This is a genomic window from Qipengyuania sp. MTN3-11 (genome assembly GCF_042851825.1).
Taxonomy (GTDB): domain Bacteria; phylum Pseudomonadota; class Alphaproteobacteria; order Sphingomonadales; family Sphingomonadaceae; genus Qipengyuania.
In genome coordinates, this window is record NZ_BTGM01000001.1 from 1,136,020 (window position 1) to 1,159,519 (window position 23,500).

The window sequence follows — 23,500 nt, forward strand, 5'->3', positions numbered from 1 at the left end:
AAATACTGTTAACGCTAGGGTTTGCCGCCCATCTTCTTGTAACGCGTCTTGCCGTAACGGGTCTTTCGCGTGCCCGGTTTGCCTTCGTTGCTGCGGCCGACGAGCGGCGCCTTCTTCTCGTGCTCGCCGAGGCCAAGCTCGTCGTTCTCGAGCCGGCGGATCTCGTCGCGGAGCCGCCCCGCCTCCTCGAATTCGAGATCGGCGGCGGCATTGCGCATGCGCTTTTCGAGGTCCTCAATATAGGCACGTAAATTGTGCCCGACGAGGTTGTTGCGCTCGTCGTCGCCGGTATCGACGGTGACGCCGTCGCCCGCCGCGGTATGCGCGACGATATCGGCGATGGCGCGCTTGATCGTCTGCGGCGTGATCCCGTGCGCATCGTTGTATTCGCGCTGCTTTTCGCGGCGGCGCTCGGTCTCCGCCATGGCGCGTTCCATGCTGCCAGTGATGCGGTCGGCGTAAAGGATCACGCGCCCGTCGACGTTGCGCGCGGCGCGGCCGATGGTCTGGATGAGGCTGGTCTCGGAGCGCAGGAAGCCCTCCTTGTCGGCATCGAGGATACAGACCAGCCCGCATTCGGGAATGTCGAGGCCTTCGCGCAGCAGGTTGATGCCGACCAGCACGTCGTAAACGCCCAGCCGCAGGTCGCGAATGAGCTCGATGCGCTCCAGCGTCTCGACGTCGGAGTGCATGTAACGCACCCGTACGCCCGCCTCGTGCATGAACTCGGTCAGGTCCTCGGCCATGCGCTTGGTCAGCGTGGTGACCAGCGTGCGGTAGCCGAGCTTGGCGGTCTTCCTGCACTCCTCGATGCAGTCCTGAACCTGATCCTCCACCGGCTTGATCTCGACCGGCGGGTCGATGAGGCCCGTGGGGCGGATGACCTGTTCGGCGAAGACGCCGCCGGTCTGCTCCAGCTCCCACCCTCCGGGCGTGGCGGACACGCAGAAGGTCTGCGGGCGCATCGCGTCCCATTCGTTGAAGCGCAGCGGACGGTTGTCGATGCAGCTCGGCAGGCGGAAGCCGTATTCGGCGAGCGTGATCTTGCGGCGGTGGTCGCCGCGCGCCATCGCGCCGACCTGCGGGACGGTCTGGTGGCTCTCGTCGACGAACAGCAGCGCGTTCTCGGGCAGGTATTCGAACAGCGTCGGCGGCGGCTCTCCCGGAAGTCGGCCGGTGAGGAAGCGCGAATAATTCTCGATCCCCGCGCAGCTGCCGGTCGCGGCGATCATCTCGAGGTCGAAATTGGTTCGCTGCTCCAGCCGCTGGGCTTCCAGCAGGCGGCCCTCCTCATGCAGTTCCTTCAGCCGCTCCTCGAGCTCGAACTTGATCGCCGCGGAAGCCTGCTTCATCGTCGGGCCGGGCGTGACATAGTGCGAATTGGCGTAGACCCGCACCTTGTCGAGCACCTGGCCCTTCTTGCCGGTGAGCGGATCGAACTCGGCGATCTCCTCGATCTCGTCTCCGAAGAAGCTGATCCGCCAGGCGGTGTCTTCGAGGTGGCTCGGGTGCAGTTCCAGATTGTCGCCGCGCACGCGGAAATTGCCGCGCTGGAAGGCGGCGTCGTTGCGCTTGTACTGCAGCGCCACGAGCTTGCGGATCAGTTCGCGCTGATCGACCGTGTCGCCGGTCTTGAGGTCGAAGATCATCGCCGAGTAGGTCTCGACCGAGCCGATGCCGTAAAGGCACGAGACCGAAGCGACGATGATCACGTCGTCGCGTTCGAGAAGGGCGCGGGTGGCTGAATGACGCATGCGGTCGATCGCCTCGTTCACCGAGCTTTCCTTCTCGATGTAGGTGTCGGAGCGCGGCACGTAGGCTTCGGGCTGGTAGTAGTCGTAATAGCTGACGAAATACTCGACCGCGTTGTTGGGGAAGAAGCTCTTGAACTCCCCATAGAGCTGGGCGGCGAGAATCTTGTTTGGCGCAAGGATGAGGGCGGGGCGCTGCAATTCCTCGATCACCTTGGCCATGGTGAAGGTCTTGCCCGAGCCGGTGACGCCCAGCAGAGTCTGTGTCTGCTCGCCCTCGCGCGCGGAGGCGACCAGCTCGGCGATCGCGGTCGGCTGGTCGCCCGCGGGCTCGTAATCGCTGACCAGTTCGAACCTGCGTCCGCCCATCGACTTTTCGGGGCGGGCGGGCTTGTGGGGCACGAACTCCCCGGTGGTGTCGGGCTCTTCGAGTCCGCGTCTGATCACGAGTTCCGCCATGGGCGCACATATGGGGAACGCAGCTCCGCGCCGCAACGGGGCGTTTGCCAGCCTCGCTTTCCGTATTACACTGCGCGCCTCATCGAAGCGGGGAGGACGACATGCGGGGTTTGGCGACGATCATGGTGCTGCCGATGCTGGCCGCCTGCGGCAACGGGGCTAGCGATGCCGATGGCGACGGGACGATCAGCATGGAAGAGGCTGCACGCGAAGCGGAATCCGGCGGGATCAAGCCCGACCCCGGGCAATACCGCAGCACGGTGGAGCTGGTCTCGGTCGATATCCCGAACGCCCCGCCGCAGGTGGTCGAGATGATGAAGAATTCCATGAACGGCGAATCGAGCGAATATTGCCTGACCGCCGAGGAAGCGGAGCAGGGCTTCGAGCGCATGGCCCGCGAGTCGAGCGAGGGCGATTGCAGCTTCGAACGCTTCGACGCCGACGGCGGCGACATCGATGCGGTGATGGTCTGCAACCAGCAGGGCGGGCAATTGCGAATGACGATGGAAGGCACCGGCACCCGGACATCGTCGCAGATGCGAATGACCATGGAGGGCGACATGCCCGGCATGGGAGAAATGTCGATGACCCTGACTGCAGATCACGAGCGAATCGGCGACTGCTAAGCGGGATGGTCTTGGAACCCGATCGCCTCATCCCGCATTCAGGCGGGTGGAGGAATGTTACGTTTCCATGGCAACGCGGTTCTTCAATCTGGGTGAGGGCACCCGCGCCGAACTGGCGCGCCGGTGGGAACTTGCGCGCGAACCTTGTCCGGAGGATGTTCGCGGACCACGCCTGCTGCTGTTGCTCAACGAGCTGACTTGGGTCGCCGAACCGGTAAAGCGCATGTTCCGCGAGCACAGGGTGGCCACAGCTCGCACCCCCCGGTCGGTCATGCTCCTGCCAGGCTTCGGGGCGCATCCGATCCGCATGCGGTACATGGCCCGTCAGCTCGAGAAAGCGGGTCACACGGTCAAGCGCTGGGGCATGGGCTACAATCTGGGCGCAACGGCAGAGCGGTTCTTCAAGGTCGAGGAACGGCTTCTCGACCTGTTCGCCCGGCGGGGCGAACCGATCGTTCTCGTCGGCTGGAGCCTGGGCGGAGTGATCGCCCGCGAACTTGCCAAACGCCATCCGGACAAGGTCGCCAAGGTGATCACCATGGGTTCGCCGTTTTCGGGAAGCCCGCGGGCCAACAACGGCTGGCGCGCCTATCAGGCGATCGCCGGGCACCGGGTCGACGAGCCCGAGTTCGAGGCCGAGCCCGCCGTCAAGCCGCCGGTGGAGACGGTGGCCCTGTGGAGTCCGCTCGACGGAGTGGTCAATCCCCGCTCCGCCTGCGGCTGGCCGGGCGAACGCGACCGCGCCGTACCGGTGCGCTGTTCGCACATGGGGTTCGTCTATTCGAAGGATTCGATCGATCGGGTGCTGGGGGAACTGGAAGCGGTGTAAACCTTTATCAATGATATTGGATGTTCGGCCGCACCGCAGCGCCGGACCCGAGAACGGGGGACCATGAGCGGCACGGCGGAATATTTCGACGAGATGCAGGCGGGCGACGGCGGGGTCCGGGACGCCTATGCCGGATACCACAAGTGGTTCGCCGAGCAGGGAAACCGCTATCTCGCGCGCAAGCACCGCGATGCCGAAACCGCGTTTCGCCGCACCGGGATCACCTTCAACGTCTATGGCGAACACGAGGCCGAGGAACGGCTGATCCCGTTCGACATGGTGCCGCGCATCATCAGCGCCGGCGAATGGCGGAAACTGACCCGGGGGATCGAGCAGCGGGTCAGCGCGCTCAACGCCTTCATGCACGATCTCTACCACCGGCAGGAGATCATCCGCGCCGGCAGGGTCCCGCAACGCCTGTTCCGCAACAATGCCGCCTGGCTGCCCAGCATGGTCGGCTTCACGCCGCCGGGCGGTGTCTACACCCACATCGTCGGCATCGATCTGGTCCGCACCGGTCCGGACGAGTTCTTCGTGCTCGAGGACAATGCCCGCACGCCCAGCGGCGTCTCCTACATGCTGGAGAATCGCGAGACGATGATGGCGATGTTCCCCGAGCTGTTCATGCGCGTGCCGGTAGAGACCGTTTCGAACTATCCCCGCCGGCTCGCCAAGAGCCTTGCCGCCTGCGCCCCGGAAACCACCACCGGGCGTCCCAATGTCGCGGTGCTGACGCCGGGTATCTACAATTCGGCCTATTTCGAACATGCTTTTCTCGCCGACCAGATGGGCGCCGAACTGGTGGAGGGGAGCGACCTTCGCGTCGTCGGCGGCCGGGTGCAGATGCGCACGACCAGCGGCTACGAGCCCGTCGACGTGATCTATCGCCGGGTCGACGACGATTTCCTCGACCCGCTGACGTTCAATCCCGACAGCGTGCTCGGCGTGCCGGGCATCATGGATGTCTATCGCGCGGGCGGAATCACCATCGCCAACGCGCCGGGCACGGGCGTCGCCGACGACAAGGCGATCTATTCCTTCATGCCCGAGATCGTCGAATTCTACACCGGTGAGAAACCGTTGCTGCCCAATGTCGAGACCTGGCGCTGCGCGGACAGGGACAGCCTCGCCTACGTTCTCGACAATCTGGCCGAGCTGGTGGTGAAGGAAGTTCACGGTTCGGGCGGTTACGGAATGCTGATCGGCCCGACTTCGACCAGGGCGGAGATCGCCGAATTCCGCAAGAAGATCGAGGCGAACCCGTCGAACTATATTGCCCAGCCGACACTGTCGCTTTCGACCTGCCCGATCTTCACCAAGGCCGGGCTGGCGCCGCGCCACGTCGACCTGCGGCCCTTCGTGCTGGTGTCCCCCGACCAGATCGACATCACCCCCGGCGGATTGACGCGAGTGGCGATGAAGAAGGGATCGTTGGTCGTGAATTCGAGCCAGGGCGGCGGCACGAAAGACACCTGGGTGCTTAAAGACTGATGTTAGGACGCACCGCCAACGCCCTGTTCTGGATGTTCCGCTATCTCGAACGCGCCGAAAACACTGCGCGCCTGCTCGACGCCGGGCTGCGGATGGCGCTGACCCGCGATCTGGTGACGGCGGAGGAGGAATGGCGCTCGGTCATCGCCACCGCCGGTCACCGCGCGACCTACGAGGCGCGGCATGCCAGCTATACGGGGATGCAGGCGTGGAATTTCATCCTGCGCGACAAGGACAATCCCCAAAGCGTGCTGGCGATGTTCGGCCAGGTTCGCGACAACGCCCGCCAGTCCCGCAACGCAGTGAGCGGCGAGTTGTGGGAAGCGATCAACGACAGCTGGATCCAGATAAAGGATATCCTCGCCAAACCCGTTCCCGAGCAGCGGGTGGGGGAAGTGGTGGCGATGATCCGCCAGGCGGGGACGCTGGCGCACGGTGCGATCGGCGGGTCGATGCTGCGCGATGCCGGCTATCATTTCGCGCGGGCGGGGTCCTTCATCGAGCGTGCCGACAGCACGGCGCGAATACTCGACATCAAATACTACCTGCTGCTGCCCTCTCTTTCATACGTGGGCTCCAGCCTCGACACCGGCCAATGGGACACGGTCCTGCGCTCGGTATCGGGCGATCGCGCCTATCGCTGGCTCAATGCCGGCCAGATTGATGCCAAGGGGATCGTCGAATTTCTCGTCCTCGACGATCGCTTTCCGCGCAGCCTTGCCTATTGCCATTCCGCGCTGCGTCAGCAGCTCGCGTCACTGGCTCGGATTCACGGTCGGGAGGGCCAGTGCAACGCCTTGATGCGCGATGCCGACACGCGGCTTGCCGATATCTCCATCGACGATGTCTTCGAGCAGGGGCTGCACGAATTCATCCTCGATTTTCTTGCCACGAACTCCGCCATCGCCCAGGCGATCGCGGAGGACTATCGCTTCCTTGCCTGAGATAATCGATGCGCCTCGCGATCCGCCACACCACTCGCTATTCTTTCGATCATCCCGTGATCCATGCCCTGCAACGTCTGCGGCTGACGCCCAAGGCGACGCAGGAGCAGGAGATTCTGGACTGGCAGATGGAGTTCGAGCACGCCCATCCCGAATTGAGCTACGAGGACCAGCATCACAACACCACTTCGCTGGTGGCCGTCGAACCGGGGGCGACCGAGGTGGTGATCACCTGCAGGGGCACGGTCGACACCCATGACTTCTCGGGCGTGATCGGCAAGCATTCGGGACATCTGCCGCTGTGGACCTTCTGCAGCCAGACCGATCTGACCCGGCCCGGGAGCGGGATGAAGTCACTCGTGAAGAAAGTGCGCGGAGAGGACCTGGGTCCGCTCGACACTCTCCATCGCCTTTCCGCAGCGATCCTCGAAAGCGTCGAATATCGCATCGGTACCACCAAGGTCGACACGTCCGCCGAAGAGGCGCTGGAGCAAGGCAAGGGGGTGTGCCAGGACCATGCGCACATCTTCATCGGCGCGGCCCGATTGCTCAACGTGCCCGCGCGCTATGTCAGCGGCTATCTGATGATGGACGACCGCATCGAGCAGGAAGCGACCCACGGCTGGGCCGAAGCGCATGTGGAGGGTCTGGGCTGGGTCGGCTTCGACATCTCCAACGGCATCAGCCCGGACCAGCGCTATGTTCGCGTTGCCACCGGACGCGACTATCGCGACGCCGCGCCGATCACTGGGATCAGCTTCGGCTCCACGACCCAGGCGCTCGAGGTTGCCGTGGCGGTCGAGCAGCAGCAAGTTCAGCAGTAAGGAACACGCATGACCTATTGCGTCGGCATGCTCGTCGAGAAGGGCCTCGTCCTGATGAGCGACACGCGCACCAATTCGGGCGTCGACAACATCTCCGTCTTTCGCAAGATGTTCAGCTGGCAGGTGCCGGGGGAACGGATCATCACGGTGCTGACCGCCGGGAACCTGGCAAGCACGCAGGCGGTGGTGAGCCTTCTCGAAGAGCGCACCAAGGCGCCCGAAGACCGTGACAACACGCTGCTGAAATCGCCGACCATGTTCCAGGTCGCGGGCGATATCGGCAAGCTGTTGCGCGCCACCATCGCCGAACGTCAGGATGCCAACGGCGTCCGCGGCAAGGGGCGTTTCACCGCCTCGATCATCGTCGCCGGCCAGATCAAGGGCATGGAGCCCCGTCTGTTCCTGATCTATCCGGAAGGCAATTTCATCGAGGCCGGGCTCGACACGCCGTTTTTTCAGATCGGCGAGACCAAATACGGGCGTCCGATCATCATCCGCGGCTACGACCGGACGATGAGTCTGGAAGATGCCGTCAAGCTGCTGATGGTATCGTTCGATTCGACCCTCAAGGCCAATCTCTCGGTCGGCCTGCCACTCGACCTGATGGTGATCGAGCGCGACACGTTCGAGGCGCGGCACGAGCGGCGGATCGCGCATGACGATCCCTATTTCCAGGCGATCTCGTCGAGCTGGGGCGACGCGCTCAAACACGCGTTTCACTCGCTGCCGGATTACACTTTCTTTCAAAAAGATTAAAGGTCGGGACTGCCGGTCTTGTCCGTATTTCGCCTCCGATACGGAGGAAAACACACTGTCGCATCACCTAGGAGGGGCGCGATTCCCCGTAATATGCTGCTCGGATTTTGAGCGAACGTTTTCCCGTAATCCCCTGTTTCTCGGCATCAATGCTGTTCGAGAACAGGAGGAGAGGAACCATGTTCGAAGGACTCGTGCTTCACATCACCGACCGGTCCTCGCGCGGTCGGGCGGAACAGGCGCGTATGGTGCTGAGCGCCGGATGTCACGCGGAAATCTACGAAGGGGTGGAGGAATTCGCCGATCGCCCCCCGACGCGTGGCATCGTCCTGTGCCGCGACGACGACACCTCGGGCGGGGTCGGGGCGGCGGTGGAGATGCTCGACCGGTTGTGCATCTGGATGCCGATCATCGGCACCGCCTACGACCCGGTGCCCGAACAGGTAGTCGGGGCGATGCGGCGGGGCGCGCTCGGCTTCGTCGGCCTGCCGTTGCGCCACGGGCAGCTTCGGGGCACGCTGCGGTCGGTTCTGCGCGAGATCGAACGGCACGGGGCCGAACGGCAGCGCGCTGTCGATGCACGCAGCCGGATGGGTGCACTCACCGGGCGCGAGCGCGAGGTCCTCGACCTGCTCACGGAAGGATCCAGCAACAAGATCATCGCCCGTGAACTCGGCATCAGCCCGCGGACGGTGGAGATCCACCGGGCGAACATGATGAACAAGCTGGGGGCCAATCACGCCGCCGATGCGGTGCGCTGCCGGCTGGAGGCAATGCTGGACGTCAACCGGATCGCCAGCACCTCGATCTGAGCGTCTCAGCGGCAGAAACTGCCGTCGCCCTGCTCGAGGTGGAAATGATCCTCGTGGGCCGAATTGTAGTCCGGGCCGAGGACGGTACCGAACCGCTTGCAGGCGCTGCGGTGGACGGTGCGCAGGAATTCGCGCTCCTCACGGCTGGCGTCCCAGCCCGCCTTCACCGAAATCCGCCTGCCATCGGCAAGGACGAAAGCGGCGACATCGATGGCCTCGCTGCGCGAATGCGCCGATCGGCGATTGCTGCCGGCGATGTTGCGACACGAATAGCTGCCCATCGTCTCGATCCGCACCAGGGCGCTGCCGAGTATCTGCCGCGCCGCCCTATCGACGCCGTAACGCGCCCAGCCGGCAAAGCGATTGGCAACCGGACAGGTCACCGGGCCGAGGTTCGACAGGGCGAATTCGCCGGCATCGCCCATCAGCGCGCTCAGCGCCACGGTGTCGACGGTCTGGCAACCGGCGCCATAATAGCGATCGGGCAGGGGTGCGAAGCGAGAGCCGCCTGCGCCCAGTTCGGCAAGGCAGGAGCTTGACTCTTCGCGGTGGAGCGAGCCCGTGTGCGGCACCGCCCGCGGTTCGACCCGCGCCTGCTCGCGCCCGGCGGGGATCGCACCGCAGGAGGCGAGCGCCAGGCCGAGGAATATGCTAGCGGCGTATCTGAGCATCTCGCCACCCTGCCGCATTCGTGGTTAACGAACCCCTAATCGGTCGAGGTACCGGCCGCGTCAAATCTGGAAGGATCGTCCATGACCCGCATACTGACTCTTGCCGCCGCGCTTGCCATTACTTCCGGTGGAGCCGCCGCCGCGCGGGAAGTGACCGTGGAGCGCGAGGGACTGGCCGCTCCGCTCGCCGGAACCCTCGCGGGAGATACCTCCGCCGGACAGGCGGGGGTGGTGATCCTGCCGGGCTCGGGCCCGACCGACCGCGATGGCAACAACCCGATGGGCGTCAAGGCGCAGCCCTATCGCCTTCTCGCCGACGCTCTGGCGGAACAGGGTATTCCGACGCTGCGGATCGACAAGCGCGGCATGTTCGCGAGCAAGGCAGCCATCCCCGATGCCAACAAGGTGACTATCGAGGATTATGCAGGGGATGCGCTGGCGTGGGCGGCGAAGTTGCGCGAGGAGACGGGCGCGGACTGTGCCTGGCTGCTGGGGCACAGCGAAGGCGGCTTGATCGTGCTCAGCGCCGCGACCCGCGACCCTGCCGGACTTTGCGGCGTGATCCTCGTCGCCGCCCCCGGCCGCAGGCCGGGCGATCTGCTGCGGGAACAGCTGGCCGCCAATCCCGGTGCCGCTCCGCTGATGGAAGAAATCGAGCGGCACATCGCGACGCTCGAAGCGGGTCAATCGATAGAGGAGCCGATCCACCCCGGCCTTGCTCCGCTGTTCGGCCCGCAGATCCAGGGCTACATGGCCAGCTTCCTGGCGCAGGACCCGGCGGCGATGATCGCGAGGATCGAACTGCCGGTGCTGATCCTCCACGGGCGCGAGGACCTGCAGGTTACCGATGCCGATGCCGAGACGCTGGCAGCGGCGCAACCGGCCGCCGAGGTGATCATGCTCGACGGGGTCAATCACGTGCTGAAAACCGTGCCCGAGGGCGATCGGGCAGCCAATCTGGCGAGCTATGGCGATGCGGACCTGCCGCTGGCCGAGGGGGTGGCTTCCGCGATCACGGCGTTCGTGGCCGCCCATTGAGCGACATTGGCGTTCAAGCGGCCGGGGGCTCGCACTGCTCCCACAGTTCGATCTTGATCCCGTCGGGGTCGAGCAACCAGGCGAACTTGCCGTAACCCTCGTCCGCGCTGTCGAGCACCTCGACGCCCTTGTCCCGTAATTGCGTCATCATGCCGTCCACATCGTCCACCCGCAGGTTGATCATGAAACCGCCCTTTCCGGGCCGGATATAGGCATCGTCGGGGAAATGGCTGATCAGCGAATAGGGGGCTTCTCCGTGCTCCTCCGACCATGCCAGTTGCGGACCGTAGGGACCGTCGATCCCCAGCGTCTCGCGATACCAAGCCCGGGTCGCTTCGGGATCCTTCACCACGTAGAAGACGCCGCCCAGACCGGTGACCTTCGCCATGTTCCTGCTCCTCAGTAGCCGCTGACCTGCCCGTCCTTCCTCATCTCCGTCGCCCCGGTAAGGACGCCGGTCTCGGGGTCGCGGGCGATCGCCTCGCACCCGCCGAACATGATGCCGTTGTCGACCACTTCGACCTTGTGGCCCATCGCGCGCAGCCGTTCGTTGGTGGCGGCGGGTATACCGGGTTCGACGAACAGCGTGCCCATCGGATCGGCGAAAGGACCGCCCAGTGCCTCGGTCGGCTGCGGTCCGCCATCGTGGTTGAAGCGTGCGGCATCCCCTGCTTCCTGAAGGTTCATGCCGTAATCGACGATGTTGACGAGCACCTGGACATGGCCCTGCGGTTGCATACCGCCGCCCATCAGACCGAGCGTCATCCAGGGCTCGCCGTCCTTCTTCACGAAGGCGGGGATGATGGTGTGGAAGGGCCGCTTGCCCGGCTCGTAGGCATTGGGATGCTCGGGATCGAGGCTGTAGAGCTCGCCGCGGTCCTGGAACATGAAGCCGAGGCCATCGGGCACCAGCCCGCCGCCCATGCCGCGATAGTTCGACTGGATCAGGCTGACCATCATGCCGTTGCCGTCGACCACGGTGAGATAGGTGGTGTCGCCTTCGCCTTCCAATTTGGGCTCGCCGGGACGCAGGTCGGTGCTTGCGCGCGACGGATCGATCAGGGCGAAACGCTCGCGCCCGTATTCCTCGCTCAGCAATTCCTCGGGAAAGGCGGCGAAGTCCGGGTCGGCATAGAAGCGTGCGACGTCTTCGTAGGCCAGGCGCTTGGCCTCGACCATGTAGTGCATCGTTTCGGGGCTGCCGCGCTCCCACTGCGCCAGATCGACGTTCTTGAGTATGTTGACCATCTGCAGCGCCGCGAAACCCTGGCTGTTGGGCGGCAGTTCGCACAGCTCGTAACCGTCGCGGTAGGCGGCGCAGGCGGGATCGACCCATTCGCTCTCGTGCGCGGCGAAGTCCTCGCGCGTGAAGGCGCTGCCCTGGCGCTGGAGATAGCCGACCATGACATCGGTCAGCGCACCGTCGTAGAAGGCATCGCGGCCTTCTCGGCCGATGGTCTCAAGCGTGTTCCCGAGGTCGGGATTGCGGAAGATCTCGCCGGCTTCGGGCGCGCTGCCGTCGGCGAACCAGACCTTGCGCGCATTGGCGAAGTCGAACTGGTCCTCGCGGGCGGAATAGGCACGCAGGCTGCGGTCGAGATACATGGCGATCACCGGAGCGACCGGGTGGCCCTCGCGGGCATAGCGTACGGTCGGGGCGAGATTGGTCGCCATCGGCAGCTTGCCGAATCGCTCGTGCATGGAGAACCAGGCATCGACCGTCCCGGGAACGGTGATGGGCAGCGGGCCATAGGGGGGCAGGGCTTCCGCATCGCCCAGTTTTGCGCGCAATTGGTCCAGGGTCTGGTTCATGGGGCTGCGACCCGATCCGTTGATCCCGTGGAGCTTGCCGGTCGCCGGGTCCCAGATGATCGCGAAGAGGTCGCCGCCGATGCCGTTGCCGGTCGGCTCCATCAGGCCGAGCGCGGCGTTGGCGGCGATCGCCGCGTCGACCGCGGTGCCGCCCGCCTTGAGGATGTCGAGCGCCACCTGCGTCGCCAGCGGATGCGCGGTCGCGGCCATGCCGTGCTGGGCAATCACCGGGCTGCGGCTCCAGTTCGCGCCCACCGGCCTGCCGCCCGCGCCGATCTGCTCCTCGATCGGGGGGTGGTCGGGTGCGGCATCCTGGGCCATCCCGGGCGTCGCCAGCGTGCCCGCCATGGCCATCATTGCTGCTGCTATCGCGACCCGCATCTCGTTTTCTCCCCAGCTTTGCCGTCCAAGCGATGTTGGACATGTTACAGGTGTTACACGGTCCAAGGACCAAATAGCGATACCCCGTTTCCCGGTTCGGGAGGGGCGGGCGTATCAGGAGACACTAGGTCTTTTTCGCCGCGTAGGAAACGGGGGGCGGAACGGTGGCCTTGCTGACGAGGACGATGGCGATCCACGAGGCGACGAAGCCGGGCACGATCTCGTAGAGCCCCTGTCCGCCGATGAAATTCGCGTTCCAGCCGAGCGCGATCCATACCGCGACCACCGCCGCTCCGGTCACGAGCCCTGCCACCGCGCCCGCGCCGGTCATCCGGTCCCAGGTCAGGGCGAGGACGATCAGCGGGCCGAAGGCCGCGCCGAACCCGGCCCAGGCGTTGGCGACGAGACCGAGAACTTCGCTGTCCGGGTCCTGTGCGATGGCGATGGCAGCCAAGGCCACCAGCGCCACGCAGATACGCCCGACATTGACCGCCTCGCGCTCGCTGGCGCGCTTGCGCAGAAACAGGCGGTAGAAATCCTCGGTCAGCGAGCTGGAGGAAACCAGCAGCTGGGAGCTGATCGTCGACATGATCGCCGCCAGCAGCGCGGCGAAGAGGAAGCCGGTGATCAGCGGGTGGAAAAGGAGGTCGGCCAGCACGATGAAGATCGTCTCGGGATCGTCGACCACCAGACCGTTGCGCTCCGCATAGGCACGGCCCGCCAGCCCGACGCCGAGCGCGCCGACCAGCGACACAGCCATCCAGGCAAGGCCGATGTTGCGCGCCGCGGGAACGTCCTCGACCGAGCGCACCGCCATGAAGCGCACGATGATGTGCGGCTGGCCGAAATAACCCAGGCCCCAGGTCACCGCGCTGACGAAGCCGAGCGCCGTCAGCCCCTCGGTCAGGCTGAGAAAGCCGGGCTGACCTGCGGCCACCGCGAGAATGCTGTCGCCCGACGCACCGCCGGGTCCGAACATCACCACCAGCGGCATCAGCACCAGCGCCACCACCATGATGCAGCCCTGGACGAAATCGGTCAGGCTGACCGCGAGGAATCCCCCGACCATGGTGTAGGCCAGCACCACCCCCGCGGTGATCCAGATACCGAGCATGTAGTCGCTCATGCCGCCCCCCAAACCATTGGCCGGGAGCAAATCGGCGAAGGCCGTCTCGAACAGCTTGCCGCCGCCGACCAGTCCCGCCGCTGTGTAGACGGTGAAGAAGGCTACGATCACCAGCGCGCTGATAACGCGCAGCGCCACGGCCTTCTCCGGAAAGCGGTTGGCGAGGAATTCGGGGATGGTCAGCGCATTGCCGAGCGCCTCGGTCTGTGCGCGGAGGCGCGGCGCGACGATAATCCAGTTGGCCACCGCACCGCAGAACAGGCCGATGCCGATCCACGCCTCCACCAGCCCCGCGGCATAGAGCGCGCCGGGCAGGCCGAGCAACAGCCAGCCGCTCATGTCCGACGCCCCGGCCGAAAGCGCCGCGACACCGGGGGAGAGGTTGCGGCCTGCGAGCAGATAGCCTTCGCTGGTATCGGTCGAACGTTTCCATGCGAAAAGCCCGATTCCGATCATCAGCACGAAGTAGAGGGCCAGGGTAATCAGGGTTCCGGTCTGCATGTCCACCTCGTAACAAATGATACCGGTTATGGCCACCGACGCGCTTGGTTGCGCAGCCGTGCCCGACCCGCCACACTCGACCGATGAGCCAGGCCATCGTCACCGCCCTCATGGCTGTTGCCTTCTGCGCCGTCCATATCTTCGTCGGCCGGCTCGAATTTCTCGACCGCGAACCGCGCAGCCGCTGGCTGAGCTTTGCTGGCGGTGTCGCGGTCGGCTACGTCTTTCTCCACATCCTCCCCGAGCTCGGCAGCCACGCGACGACCTTCGAACAGGCTCTGGGACTGCCGCCGACCTTGTCGGAGAGCTGGGTCCATGCGCTGGCGCTCGCCGGGCTGGTGCTGTTCTACGGGATCGAGCGCGCGCTGACCCATTCGCGGGGGCGCCGGCGAGCGGAAGAAGGGCGGGACCGGCCGCATCGCGGGATCTTCCGGCTCCACATCGCCGCCTCGGCGCTGCTGATCTTTGTCATCGCCTATCTTCTGAACCACCGCGAGGACACGACCGCTGCCGGGTTGATCCTGTTCTTCGCGGCGATGATCCTGCATTTCGTCACCGCGGATTACGGCACCCGGCACGATCATCCCGAGATGTACGACGAGCGCGGTCGCTGGGTGCTGGTGGCGGCGACGCTGGTGGGCTGGGCCGTGGGAACGCAGCTGGTCTTGCCGCAGATCGTCGTCGGTTTCCTCTTCGCCTTCGTGGGTGGCTGCATCGTGCTGGTGGTGCTGAAGGAGGAGCTGCCGGAGGAGCGCAAGAGCTATTTCCTGCCGTTTCTGGGCGGAGCCGTGATCTATTCGATGCTCGCGATCGGGGAGCAGTATCTGGCCGCGTGACGGAACCCGGGCAGCCCTCCGATCGCTTGGTGCAGAGACAATTCCGCTCCTTCCCGAGGTCTCGCGCCATGAACCATCCTACACGCTTCGCCGCCTTCGCGGCGCTTACCGCCCTGCTTCTTGCCGGGTGCGGCGAGGAACCGGCAGCGGAAGACGTTCCGGCCGAGCGGCCCCGGGCGGCCGCGACCTCGCCGGGGCCGACACCCGCTTCCGGCACCGCCGCCGAGCGGGACGTCGAGATCGCCGGGGCCGAGGACGAGGTGCAGGCGCTGGCGGGGGAGAAGCAGGACGTCATCCCCGTGCGCTTCCACGGCGACTGGTCCGAAGACATCGCCCATTGCGACGAGCCGGGCCATCAGGGTTACGATATCCGCGCGCGCGAGGTCGGCTTCTTCGAGAGCCGCGGGATCGTGCAGGATGTCGACGTCAACGGCAATTACGCGGCAGCGACGTTGAGCGAGCAATATGGCGACGCCCCGCCGGCGGTCTATGCCTTCTACATGGCGATCGAAGGGCCGGACACGATGCGTATTCGCTACGACGACGAACCGCGCATCCGCATTTATCGCTGTCCGGGCTGAGCGCGGTCAGCCGGCCGCGCGTTTCGCCCGCTTGCGCTCGTGCGGGTCGAGGATCGCCTTGCGCAGGCGGATGGTCTTCGGCGTCACCTCGACCATCTCGTCGTCGTCGATATAGGCGATCGCCTGCTCCAGCGTCATCACCCGGGGCGGGGTGAGACGGATGGCATCGTCCTTGCCGGTGGAGCGGAAGTTCGTCAGCTGCTTCGACTTCATCGGATTGACTTCGAGATCGTCGGGCTTGGCGTTCTCGCCGATGATCATGCCCTCGTAGATCTTCGCCCCGCCGCCAATGAACAGCTCGCCGCGATCTTCCAGGGCGTTGAGCGCATAGGCCTGGGCATCGCCCGGCACCATCGAGATCAGCACGCCGTTCTGGCGTCCTTCGATCGGACCCTTATGCGCATCGTATTTCTCGTAGATGCGGTTCATGATGCCCGTACCGCGCGTGTCGGACAGGAATTCGCCGTGATAGCCGATCAGCCCGCGGCTGGGGGCGGAGAAGGTGATCCGCGTCTTGCCGTGTCCCGAGGGGCGCATTTCGGTGAGCTCGGCCTTGCGGCGCTGCATCTTTTCCACGACCGTCCCGGAATGCTCGTCGTCGACGTCGATGACGACGGTCTCGAAGGGTTCCATGCGTTGGCCGTCCTCGGTGCGGAACAGCACGCGGGGGCGGCTGATGCCGAGCTCGAAGCCCTCGCGGCGCATCGTCTCGATCAGCACGCCGAGCTGGAGTTCGCCGCGACCGGCGACTTCGAAGGCGTCCTTGTCCTCGGCCTCGGTCACGCGGATGGCGACATTGGTTTCCGCCTCGCGCATCAACCGGTCGCGGATCATGCGGCTCGTCACCTTGTCGCCCTCGCGCCCGGCGAGCGGGCTGTCGTTGACCGAGAAGCGCATGGCCAGCGTCGGCGGGTCGATCGGCTGCGCTGCGATCGGGGTGCTGACTTCCGGCGCGGCGATGGTGTTGGCGACCGTCGCCTTCTCGAGCCCCGCCAGCGCGATGATGTCGCCGGCCTGCGCGCTGTCGACCGGCACGCGCTCGAGCCCGTCGAAGCTCATCAGCTTGGTCGCGCGGCCGACCTCGATGACGTTGCCGTCCATGTCGAGCGCGCGGATCGGGTCGTTGACCTTGACCTTGCCCGACTGGACCCGCCCGGTGAGCACGCGCCCCATGAAATTGTCGCGGTCGAGCAGCGTGGCGAGAAAGCTGAACGGACCCTCGGTGTCGAGGCCCGGAGGCGGCACGTGATCGACGATCAGCTTGAACAGCGGCTCGAGATCGCCCGAACGCGCATCCTTGTCCTCGCTGGCATAGCCATCGCGGCCCGAAGCCCAGAGCGAGGGGAAATCGAGCTGCTCGTCATTGGCATCGAGGCTAAGGAACAGCTCGAAACATTCGTCGAGCACCTCGTCGGGGCGGGCATCGGAGCGGTCGATCTTGTTGACCACCACGATCGGCTTGAGCCCGAGCGCCAGGGCCTTGCCGGTGACGAACTTGGTCTGCGGCATCGGGCCCTCGGCGGCGTCGACCAGCAGGATCACCCCGTCGACCATCGAGAGAATGCGCTCCACCTCGGCGCCGAAATCGGCGTGGCCCGGCGTGTCGACGATGTTGATCCGCGTGGTTTCTCCGCCATGCTCCCACTCGACGCTGGTGCATTTGGCGAGAATCGTGATCCCGCGTTCCTTCTCGAGATCGCCCGAATCCATCGCCCGTTCCTCGATCCGCTGGTTTTCGCGGAAGGTGCCGGACTGGCGGAAAAGCTGGTCGACCAGCGTGGTCTTGCCGTGATCGACGTGGGCGATGATCGCGATATTGCGCAGCGAAGAGGACATTTTCGGGGAGCTTTCGAGAGAAAATCCGGGCATCTGCCGGGAAACGCCCGCGCCCCTAGCGGGAATGGTGCGTTGCAGCAACCCGGTGCACGGGTGTGACTCGAATACCACAGGCACGGCGGGGGCTTACTGACAGGCGAGTCAATGGCTTGAGACGGACTGACAGCCCGTTTATTCGGCGGTTAACGGCCCGCAATCCATTCGGTACGTCCGAGGGCCGGGTTTGAGGAGAGGACCCCAGATGAAATTCACCGCGCACGTTCGTGCAGCCCGCTTCCGTGCCGCCCTGCTTGGTGGCGTCGCCCTGGCCGCCATCCCCACCGCCGTCCAGGCCCAGGATCGCGACGAGCTTCAGGAAGCGCAGGAGGTCGTCGACGACGACGGCGACAACATCCCGATCGCCGAGGATTCCAGCACCGGCAACACCATCGTCGTCACTGCGACCAAGCGCGAGCAGACGCTGCAGGAAACCCCGGTCGCCGTCAGCGTGACCACGGCCGAGACGATCGAGCGCGCGCAGATCCGCGACGTCACCGATCTTGCCACCGTCGTTCCCTCGCTGCGGGTCAGCCAGCTCCAGAGCGCCTTCGCCACCACCTACTCGATCCGCGGCTTCGGCACCGATGGCAACAACATCGGCCTCGAACCTTCGGTCGCTCTGTTCGTCGACGGCGTCTATCGCAGCCGCGCGATCTCGCAGCTCTCCGATCTGCCCGACATCCAGCGGGTCGAGGTGCTGCGCGGTCCGCAATCGACTCTGTTCGGCAAGAACGCCAGCGCCGGCGTGATTTCAATCGTGACCAAGGAGCCCGAGTTCGACTTCGGCGGCCTGGTAGACGTGAGCTACGGCAATTACGATGCGCTGGTGGTGAAAGGCTACGCCACCGGGCCGATCACCGATTCCATCGCGGTCAGCGGCGCGGCCGGTTACAACCGGCGCGACGGCTATCTCATCAATGCCGTCGACGGCAACGACATCAACGATCGCAATCGCTGGTTCACGCGCGGACAGCTGCTGTTCGACAACGGCGGTGCCTTCCGCGCCCGGATCATCGGCGACTACGACGAGATCGACGAGAAATGCTGCGGCGTCGTCAACGTCCTGCCTTCGGCCGCGACCGGGGCGGTTCTCGCGGTCGGTGGCCAAGTCAGCGACTTCCGCGACAACCCGGACGGCGACACGGTGTTCACCGATGTCGATCCCTTCAGCCGGATCAAGAACTGGGGTGTCTCGGGCCAGCTCGAATATTCCTTCGGCGCGGTCGAGCTGACCTCGATCACCGCTTACCGCGACACCGAGCTTTCGGCCAATCAGGACGTCGATTTCACCAGCGCCCGGCTCGCCACCGGCGCCAATATCGGCCAGGCGGACATCAACACCTTCACCCAGGAACTGCGGCTCGCCTCCGATTTCGACGGTCCGCTCAACTTCCTCCTCGGCGGGTATTATTTCGACGAGAAGGTGGACACCTCGGATTCGATCATCTTCGGCCAGGATTTCCGGCCCTATGCCAACATCCTGCTCCAGGCGGCCAGTGGGGGCGCTTTCACGGTCCCCTCGCTCGAGGGCCTGTTCTCGCAGCTAACCGGGCAAAACTTCACCGGTCAGTTCTTTGCCGCGGGCCAGGGCTTCCTGAACAACATCAGTCAGGACAACGAAGCCTATTCCTTCTTCGGCAACGTCGATTTCGAGATAACGCCCGAACTGGTGCTGACGCTCGGCGCGAACTACACCAAGGACAAGAAGTCGATCGTCACCAATTCGCAGAGCACCGACGTGTTCTCGAACCTCAACCTGACGGCGATCCGCAACACCGCGACCCAGGTCGGCATCGCACAGACGATCGGCGGGATCCTCGGGGTGCCAGGTGGCTTCGCCTCGGCGGCGCAGATCCAGGGCTTCGCTGCGGCGCAGCCCGGCGCGTTCCAGCAGATTTCCGCCGGAGCGGCGGCGGCGACCGCGCCCTTGCTCGGCCTGACGTCGCTGCAATTCCTGCCGCCCCTGCAGAACTGCCCGAACGCGGTCGAGGATTGCGCCACCAACGACGACGACTGGAGCTACACCGCGCGTCTCGCTTACGAGATCACGCCGACGCTCAACGTCTATGCGAGCTACGCGACTGGCTACAAGGCTCCAAGCTTCAACCTGTCGCGCGACAGCCGGCCGCTGCCGGGCGATTTCGCGGCACTGGTCAGCCAGGGTCTCGCGGTTCCGAACCTGCGTCCCGGCACCCGCTTCGCCGAGGCGGAGGAATCGACGGTCTACGAAGTCGGCATCAAGGGTAATTGGGAATACGCTTCGGCCAATCTCACGCTGTTTCAGCAGTCGATCGACGACTTCCAGGCCAACACCTTCACGGGCACCGGGTTCATCCTGTCCAACGCCGGCGAACGCAAGACCTACGGCGTCGAGTTCGATGGGCTGGTCCGCCCGACCCCCGAACTGACCTTCAATCTCGCCATGACCTACCTCGACTCGACCTACGAGAGCTTCGTCAATTCGCCCATCGGCGATCTGTCGGGCGAAGAGGTTGCGGGCATTCCCGAACTGTCCGCGGTGATCGGCGCGCAATACGACCGCGAAGTCAATTCGGCCGGCGACCGCATCATCCTGCGCGGCGATTTCTCCTACCAGTCGCCGGTCCAGGTGGTTGCCGGGCTCGTCGCCTTCATCGACACCAACCCGGTGACCGGTGCCCGCGACTTCACCCGCGCGCGTTCTGTCGTGCGGCCGTACCGGCGCGAGGTAAACGACCTCAACGCCTCGTTCACCTACGCCTTCGACATGGGGCTGGAGCTGTCGGTCTGGGGGCGCAACCTGCTCGACGATCGCGACATCACCACGGTGTTCGACTCCGTTGCGCAGGACGAGTCAATCTCGGGCTATCCCAACCAGCCGCGCACCTACGGCGTTTCGGCGCGCTTCCGCTTCTGAGCGGCCGGCGACCAATCGAAACGGGAAGGGGGCTTTCGGGCCCCCTTCTTTTTGCGCGTTTAAAGCGCTCGCAGGGCCTGTGCGGGTTTGGCGCGCAGCAGCGGGAGGGAACCGCCAAGGGCAAAGGCGAAAACCACCGCCAGCCCGGCCCCGAGCACCGCGAGAACCGCGCCCCAGTCGGGCAGCCAGTCGAATTCGAACATCTGCGTGATCACGAGCCACGCGAGCACACCGCCGATCCCCAGCGCCACCACGGCGAGCGCGAGAGCCAGCACGCCATATTCGACGAGCTGCATGACGAGGATCTGGCGTCGATCGGCGCCAAGGACACGCAGGACCACCGTGTCGTAGGTCCGTGCCGCGCGCGCTGCGGCGATCGCGCCGAGCAGCACGGCCAGACCGGCCAGCACCGCGACACTTGCGGCGGCGAGCGTCGCCAGCCCGACCTGTTCGAGGATGGTCCGCGCCTGTACCAGAATGCCGCCGACCTCGATTACCGAGCTCGAGGGAAATTCGCGGACAAGCGCCTGCAGCAGCGGCCCGGTCGGCGTGCCGTCGGTGAGGTCGATGGTGGCGGCGAGATTGTGCGGGGCATCGGCCAGCGCGTTGGGACTGAGGACGAAGACATAGTTGAAGCCCATGTTCTCCCAGTCGATCCGGCGCAGGCTGGCGATGCGTGCGGTGCGTTCGACGCCGAGGACGCCGAAGGTCAGCATGTCGCCGATCTCCAGCCCCGCCGCCTCGGCAAATTCCTCGTCGACCGAGACCAGGTACTCGCCCTGGTAGAAGGGACCCCACCACTGGCCATCGGTGATCGTGTTGCCCGCGGGCACAGCGTCGGCATAGGTCAGGCCGCGCTCGCCGCGCAGCGCCCAGGCACCGTCGGGAATGTCTTCCAGATCGGCGGTGCGGATCATGTCGCCCTCGGGCCCGAAGGCGAGGACCGCGCCGCGCAGGGCCGGTACGGCGCGGATGGAGGCCTCCTCGTCCTCGGCCCACACGAGCTGCTCGAACGCGCCGATGCGCTCGCGCGGGATGTCGAGGACGAAATAGTCGGGCGCTTCCTGCGGCACGCGGGATTCGATGTTGCCGTCGATCGCGGTCTGGACCGCGGCAAGAACGACGAAGGCGGCCAATCCGAAACCCAGCGCAGTGACCAGCGCCCCCGTGCTCGATCCGGGGCGGTGGAGATTGGCGAGCGCGCCGCGGGCGATCGGGTTGGCCGGGCGGGGGAGGGTGGCCGCGAACTTGCGGATGGCCCAACCAAGGCCCGCGAGCAGTGCCAGAGCGGCTGCGGCGCCGCCGAGGAAGGCGGCGGAGAGCAGCGGATTGCTCGCGGTGACCAGGGCCAGCGCCACGATCACTGCGAGGCCACCCCCGACGATGCCGAGCGCGCGGCGGTCGCTTGCCAGGGGGGCCACGCGGGCGCGCATCAGCGCCATCGCCGGAAAATGGCGCGCGCGCATCAAAGGCGGGGCAGCGAAGACCAGCGCGACCAGAACGCCGTAGGTCAGCGCCACGAGCAGCGCGAGCGGGTCGATCACCAGCCCGGTCTCGACCGGCAGCAACCCTTCGAGGGCGAGCCCCAGCAACGGGGTGATCGCCACTCCGACCACCAGGCCGGCCAGGCTCCCTGCCAGCGCCGCGGCGCCGATCTGGAGCGCGTAGATGCGGGCGATATCCTGGCTGGTCGCGCCGAGGATCTTGAGCGTGGCGATCGCCTGCCGCCGCGCGTCGAGATAGGAGGTGACCCCGCCGCCGATGCCGATCCCGGCGATGACCAGCGCGGCGAGCCCGACCAGAGTCAGGAATTCGCTCATCCGGCCGACGAAGCGATCGGCCCCGGGGGAAGCGCGGTCGCGGGTGCGGAAATCGAACCCGGCCTCGGGGAATAGCGCTTGTAAAGCTTCCTCGACCGCCTCGGGATCGCGCGCGACGTCGTCGAAGGCGACGCGGGTCTTGGTCTGGTACATGGAGCTCGGCGCGATCAGGCCGGCGCTTTCGGGCAGATCGCGTGCCACGATCACCGTGGGGCCGAGCTGGAAGCCTTCGCTCAGCCGGTCGGGCTCGGTGGCGATGATGCCCGCGACCGTCAGCCTCTGCGTGCCGATGGTGATCGCGTCCCCGGTGTCGACCCCGAGCCTGTCGGCCGCGCCGCGATCGAGATAGGCCTCGTTCGCCGCGGGCGGGCCGACCGCCTCCCGTCCTTCCAGGTCGAGCGACCCGTAGAGCGGATAGACATCGTCGACCGCCTTCAAACCGATCGGTGCCGCCTGATCGCCGTAGCGGGCCATCGCCTGCAGCCGGAAGCCCGATGACAGGCGGCCATATTCCGCAAGCGCCGCGCGCTCTTCCTCGTTCAGCCCGCGCTGCCACAGCTCGATCTCGAGATCGCCCCCGAGCAATTCCTGCCCGCGGCCTTCGATCTCGTTCTCGATCGCCGAGGTCAGCGTGCCGATCGCGGCGAGCGCGCCGGTGCCGAGGAACAGGCACACCAGCAGGAGCCTGAGGCCCCGGAACCGGGCGTTGAGATCGCGCCGGGCGATCCGCCAGGCCTCGGCCCAGCTCACGGCGCGGCGCTGTCGGTAGCGATGCGTCCGTCGCCGAGCGTCAGCACCCGCTCGCATTTGCCGGCGAGTTCGGGGTCGTGGGTGATGACGAGCAGGGTGGCACCGGTCTCGGCCCGGCGAGCGAAGAGCAGTTCGACGATCTCGTGCCCGGTCGCGGCATCGAGGTTGCCGGTCGGCTCGTCGGCGAAGATCAGTTGCGGGCGTGGGGCGATGGCGCGGGCGATGGCCACGCGCTGTTGCTCGCCGCCGGACAATTGCTGCGGATAGTGATCGAGCCGGTGACCGAGGCCGACCGCTTCCAGCTCGGCCCGGGCCCGCGGCTGCGCGTCCTTCTCGCCGGCAAGCTCCATCGGCGTGGCGACGTTTTCGATCGCAGTCATCGTCGGCAGCAGATGGAAGGCCTGGAGAACGATGCCGATGTTCCCGCGCCGGGCATGCGCCAGCGCATCCTCGTCCATCCCCATGAAATCCTGACCCGCGACCGTCAGCGTGCCACCCGTGGCCCGCTCGAGCCCGGAGAGGACCGCCATCAGCGAACTCTTGCCGGAGCCCGAGGGCCCGAGCAGGGCGACCGTCTCGCCGGTGCCGACGGTCAGATCGAGCCCCTTGAGGATTTCGACCGGCGCGGCGGCGTTGCCGAGGGTGAGAGTGAGGTTGCGGGCGGAAATCGCGGCTTGAGAAGTCGTCACCGGGCTGCGATGGCATGGCGACACCCGTTGCA

At 65.9% G+C, this 23,500-nt stretch carries 19 protein-coding genes; 11 read left to right on the top strand and 8 right to left on the bottom strand.

The genetic code is table 11. The features are described from left to right. Positions 1–14 precede the first annotated feature (14 nt). The gene (gene uvrB / locus ACGHN1_RS05450) at positions 15–2,210 is read right to left on the bottom strand and encodes an excinuclease ABC subunit UvrB (RefSeq protein ID WP_390549058.1); all 2,196 of its coding nucleotides are present in this window, start codon (positions 2,208–2,210) and stop codon (positions 15–17) included. 101 nt (positions 2,211–2,311) lie between these two features. On the opposite strand from uvrB, the gene ACGHN1_RS05455 reads away from it, so the two are divergent. The 7 genes from ACGHN1_RS05455 to ACGHN1_RS05485 all read left to right on the top strand — a co-directional run bounded on the left by ACGHN1_RS05455 (position 2,312) and on the right by ACGHN1_RS05485 (position 8,492). Next, the gene (locus tag ACGHN1_RS05455; protein ID WP_390549060.1) at positions 2,312–2,836 is read left to right on the top strand and encodes a DUF3617 domain-containing protein; all 525 of its coding nucleotides are present in this window, start codon (positions 2,312–2,314) and stop codon (positions 2,834–2,836) included. A 67-nt stretch (positions 2,837–2,903) separates the two neighbouring features. Beyond that, positions 2,904–3,665 carry an alpha/beta fold hydrolase gene (locus ACGHN1_RS05460; RefSeq protein WP_390549062.1) on the top strand — a complete coding sequence of 254 codons (762 nt, stop codon included), beginning with the start codon at positions 2,904–2,906 and terminating at the stop codon, positions 3,663–3,665. Between the two features lie 63 nt (positions 3,666–3,728). Next, entirely contained in the window at positions 3,729–5,156 is a 1,428-nt protein-coding gene (locus tag ACGHN1_RS05465) for a circularly permuted type 2 ATP-grasp protein (RefSeq protein ID WP_390549064.1), read from the top strand. Continuing rightward, positions 5,156–6,100 (top strand): alpha-E domain-containing protein, encoded by a 945-nt coding sequence (locus ACGHN1_RS05470; protein WP_390549066.1) that lies wholly within the window; start codon positions 5,156–5,158, stop codon positions 6,098–6,100. The genes ACGHN1_RS05465 and ACGHN1_RS05470 overlap by 1 nt, the downstream gene beginning before the upstream one ends. An 8-nt stretch (positions 6,101–6,108) precedes the next feature. Next, positions 6,109–6,924 carry a transglutaminase domain-containing protein gene (locus tag ACGHN1_RS05475; protein WP_390549069.1) on the top strand — a complete coding sequence of 272 codons (816 nt, stop codon included), beginning with the start codon at positions 6,109–6,111 and terminating at the stop codon, positions 6,922–6,924. Positions 6,925–6,933: 9 nt separating this feature from the next. After that, positions 6,934–7,680 (top strand): peptidase, encoded by a 747-nt coding sequence (locus ACGHN1_RS05480; RefSeq protein WP_390549071.1) that lies wholly within the window; start codon positions 6,934–6,936, stop codon positions 7,678–7,680. Positions 7,681–7,859: 179 nt separating this feature from the next. Next, complete coding sequence (locus ACGHN1_RS05485) at positions 7,860–8,492, top strand: response regulator transcription factor (protein WP_390549073.1); 633 nt, start codon at positions 7,860–7,862, stop codon at positions 8,490–8,492. A 5-nt stretch (positions 8,493–8,497) separates the two neighbouring features. On the opposite strand, the gene ACGHN1_RS05490 is transcribed toward ACGHN1_RS05485, so the two are convergent. Beyond that, entirely contained in the window at positions 8,498–9,163 is a 666-nt protein-coding gene (locus tag ACGHN1_RS05490; protein WP_390549075.1) for an extensin family protein, read from the bottom strand. Between the two features lie 81 nt (positions 9,164–9,244). Between ACGHN1_RS05490 and ACGHN1_RS05495 the strand changes: the two genes are divergently transcribed. Further along, on the top strand, positions 9,245–10,201 hold the full coding sequence (locus tag ACGHN1_RS05495; protein WP_390549077.1) for an alpha/beta hydrolase: 957 nt from the start codon (positions 9,245–9,247) through the stop codon (positions 10,199–10,201). 13 nt (positions 10,202–10,214) lie between these two features. Here ACGHN1_RS05495 and ACGHN1_RS05500 read toward each other — a convergent pair whose 3' ends face one another. The 3 genes from ACGHN1_RS05500 to putP all read right to left on the bottom strand — a co-directional run bounded on the left by ACGHN1_RS05500 (position 10,215) and on the right by putP (position 14,021). Next, complete coding sequence (locus ACGHN1_RS05500) at positions 10,215–10,589, bottom strand: VOC family protein (protein ID WP_390549079.1); 375 nt, start codon at positions 10,587–10,589, stop codon at positions 10,215–10,217. 11 nt (positions 10,590–10,600) lie between these two features. Then, on the bottom strand, positions 10,601–12,394 hold the full coding sequence (gene ggt, locus ACGHN1_RS05505) for a gamma-glutamyltransferase (RefSeq protein ID WP_390549081.1): 1,794 nt from the start codon (positions 12,392–12,394) through the stop codon (positions 10,601–10,603). Positions 12,395–12,518: 124 nt separating this feature from the next. After that, on the bottom strand, positions 12,519–14,021 hold the full coding sequence (gene putP / locus ACGHN1_RS05510) for a sodium/proline symporter PutP (RefSeq protein ID WP_390549083.1): 1,503 nt from the start codon (positions 14,019–14,021) through the stop codon (positions 12,519–12,521). Positions 14,022–14,104: 83 nt separating this feature from the next. Here putP and ACGHN1_RS05515 point away from each other — a divergent pair, with 83 nt between their 5' ends. Both ACGHN1_RS05515 and ACGHN1_RS05520 read left to right on the top strand, forming a co-directional pair. Next, positions 14,105–14,857 carry a hypothetical protein gene (locus ACGHN1_RS05515; protein WP_390549085.1) on the top strand — a complete coding sequence of 251 codons (753 nt, stop codon included), beginning with the start codon at positions 14,105–14,107 and terminating at the stop codon, positions 14,855–14,857. A 68-nt stretch (positions 14,858–14,925) separates the two neighbouring features. Then, positions 14,926–15,438 carry a hypothetical protein gene (locus ACGHN1_RS05520; RefSeq protein WP_390549087.1) on the top strand — a complete coding sequence of 171 codons (513 nt, stop codon included), beginning with the start codon at positions 14,926–14,928 and terminating at the stop codon, positions 15,436–15,438. 6 nt (positions 15,439–15,444) lie between these two features. Here ACGHN1_RS05520 and typA read toward each other — a convergent pair whose 3' ends face one another. Next, positions 15,445–17,274: a translational GTPase TypA gene (gene typA / locus ACGHN1_RS05525; protein ID WP_390549089.1), complete on the bottom strand. Its 1,830-nt coding sequence runs from the start codon at positions 17,272–17,274 to the stop codon at positions 15,445–15,447. A gap of 241 nt (positions 17,275–17,515) precedes the next feature. Between typA and ACGHN1_RS05530 the strand changes: the two genes are divergently transcribed. Then, complete coding sequence (locus ACGHN1_RS05530) at positions 17,516–20,209, top strand: TonB-dependent receptor (protein ID WP_390549090.1); 2,694 nt, start codon at positions 17,516–17,518, stop codon at positions 20,207–20,209. A 59-nt stretch (positions 20,210–20,268) separates the two neighbouring features. Here ACGHN1_RS05530 and ACGHN1_RS05535 read toward each other — a convergent pair whose 3' ends face one another. Together ACGHN1_RS05535 and ACGHN1_RS05540 are read right to left on the bottom strand one after the other, a co-directional pair. Continuing rightward, positions 20,269–22,836, bottom strand: coding sequence for an ABC transporter permease (locus ACGHN1_RS05535; protein ID WP_390549092.1), 2,568 nt, complete (start codon positions 22,834–22,836; stop codon positions 20,269–20,271). After that, positions 22,776–23,468, bottom strand: coding sequence for an ABC transporter ATP-binding protein (locus ACGHN1_RS05540; RefSeq protein ID WP_390549094.1), 693 nt, complete (start codon positions 23,466–23,468; stop codon positions 22,776–22,778). The genes ACGHN1_RS05535 and ACGHN1_RS05540 overlap by 61 nt, the downstream gene beginning before the upstream one ends. Positions 23,469–23,500: the final 32 nt, after the last annotated feature.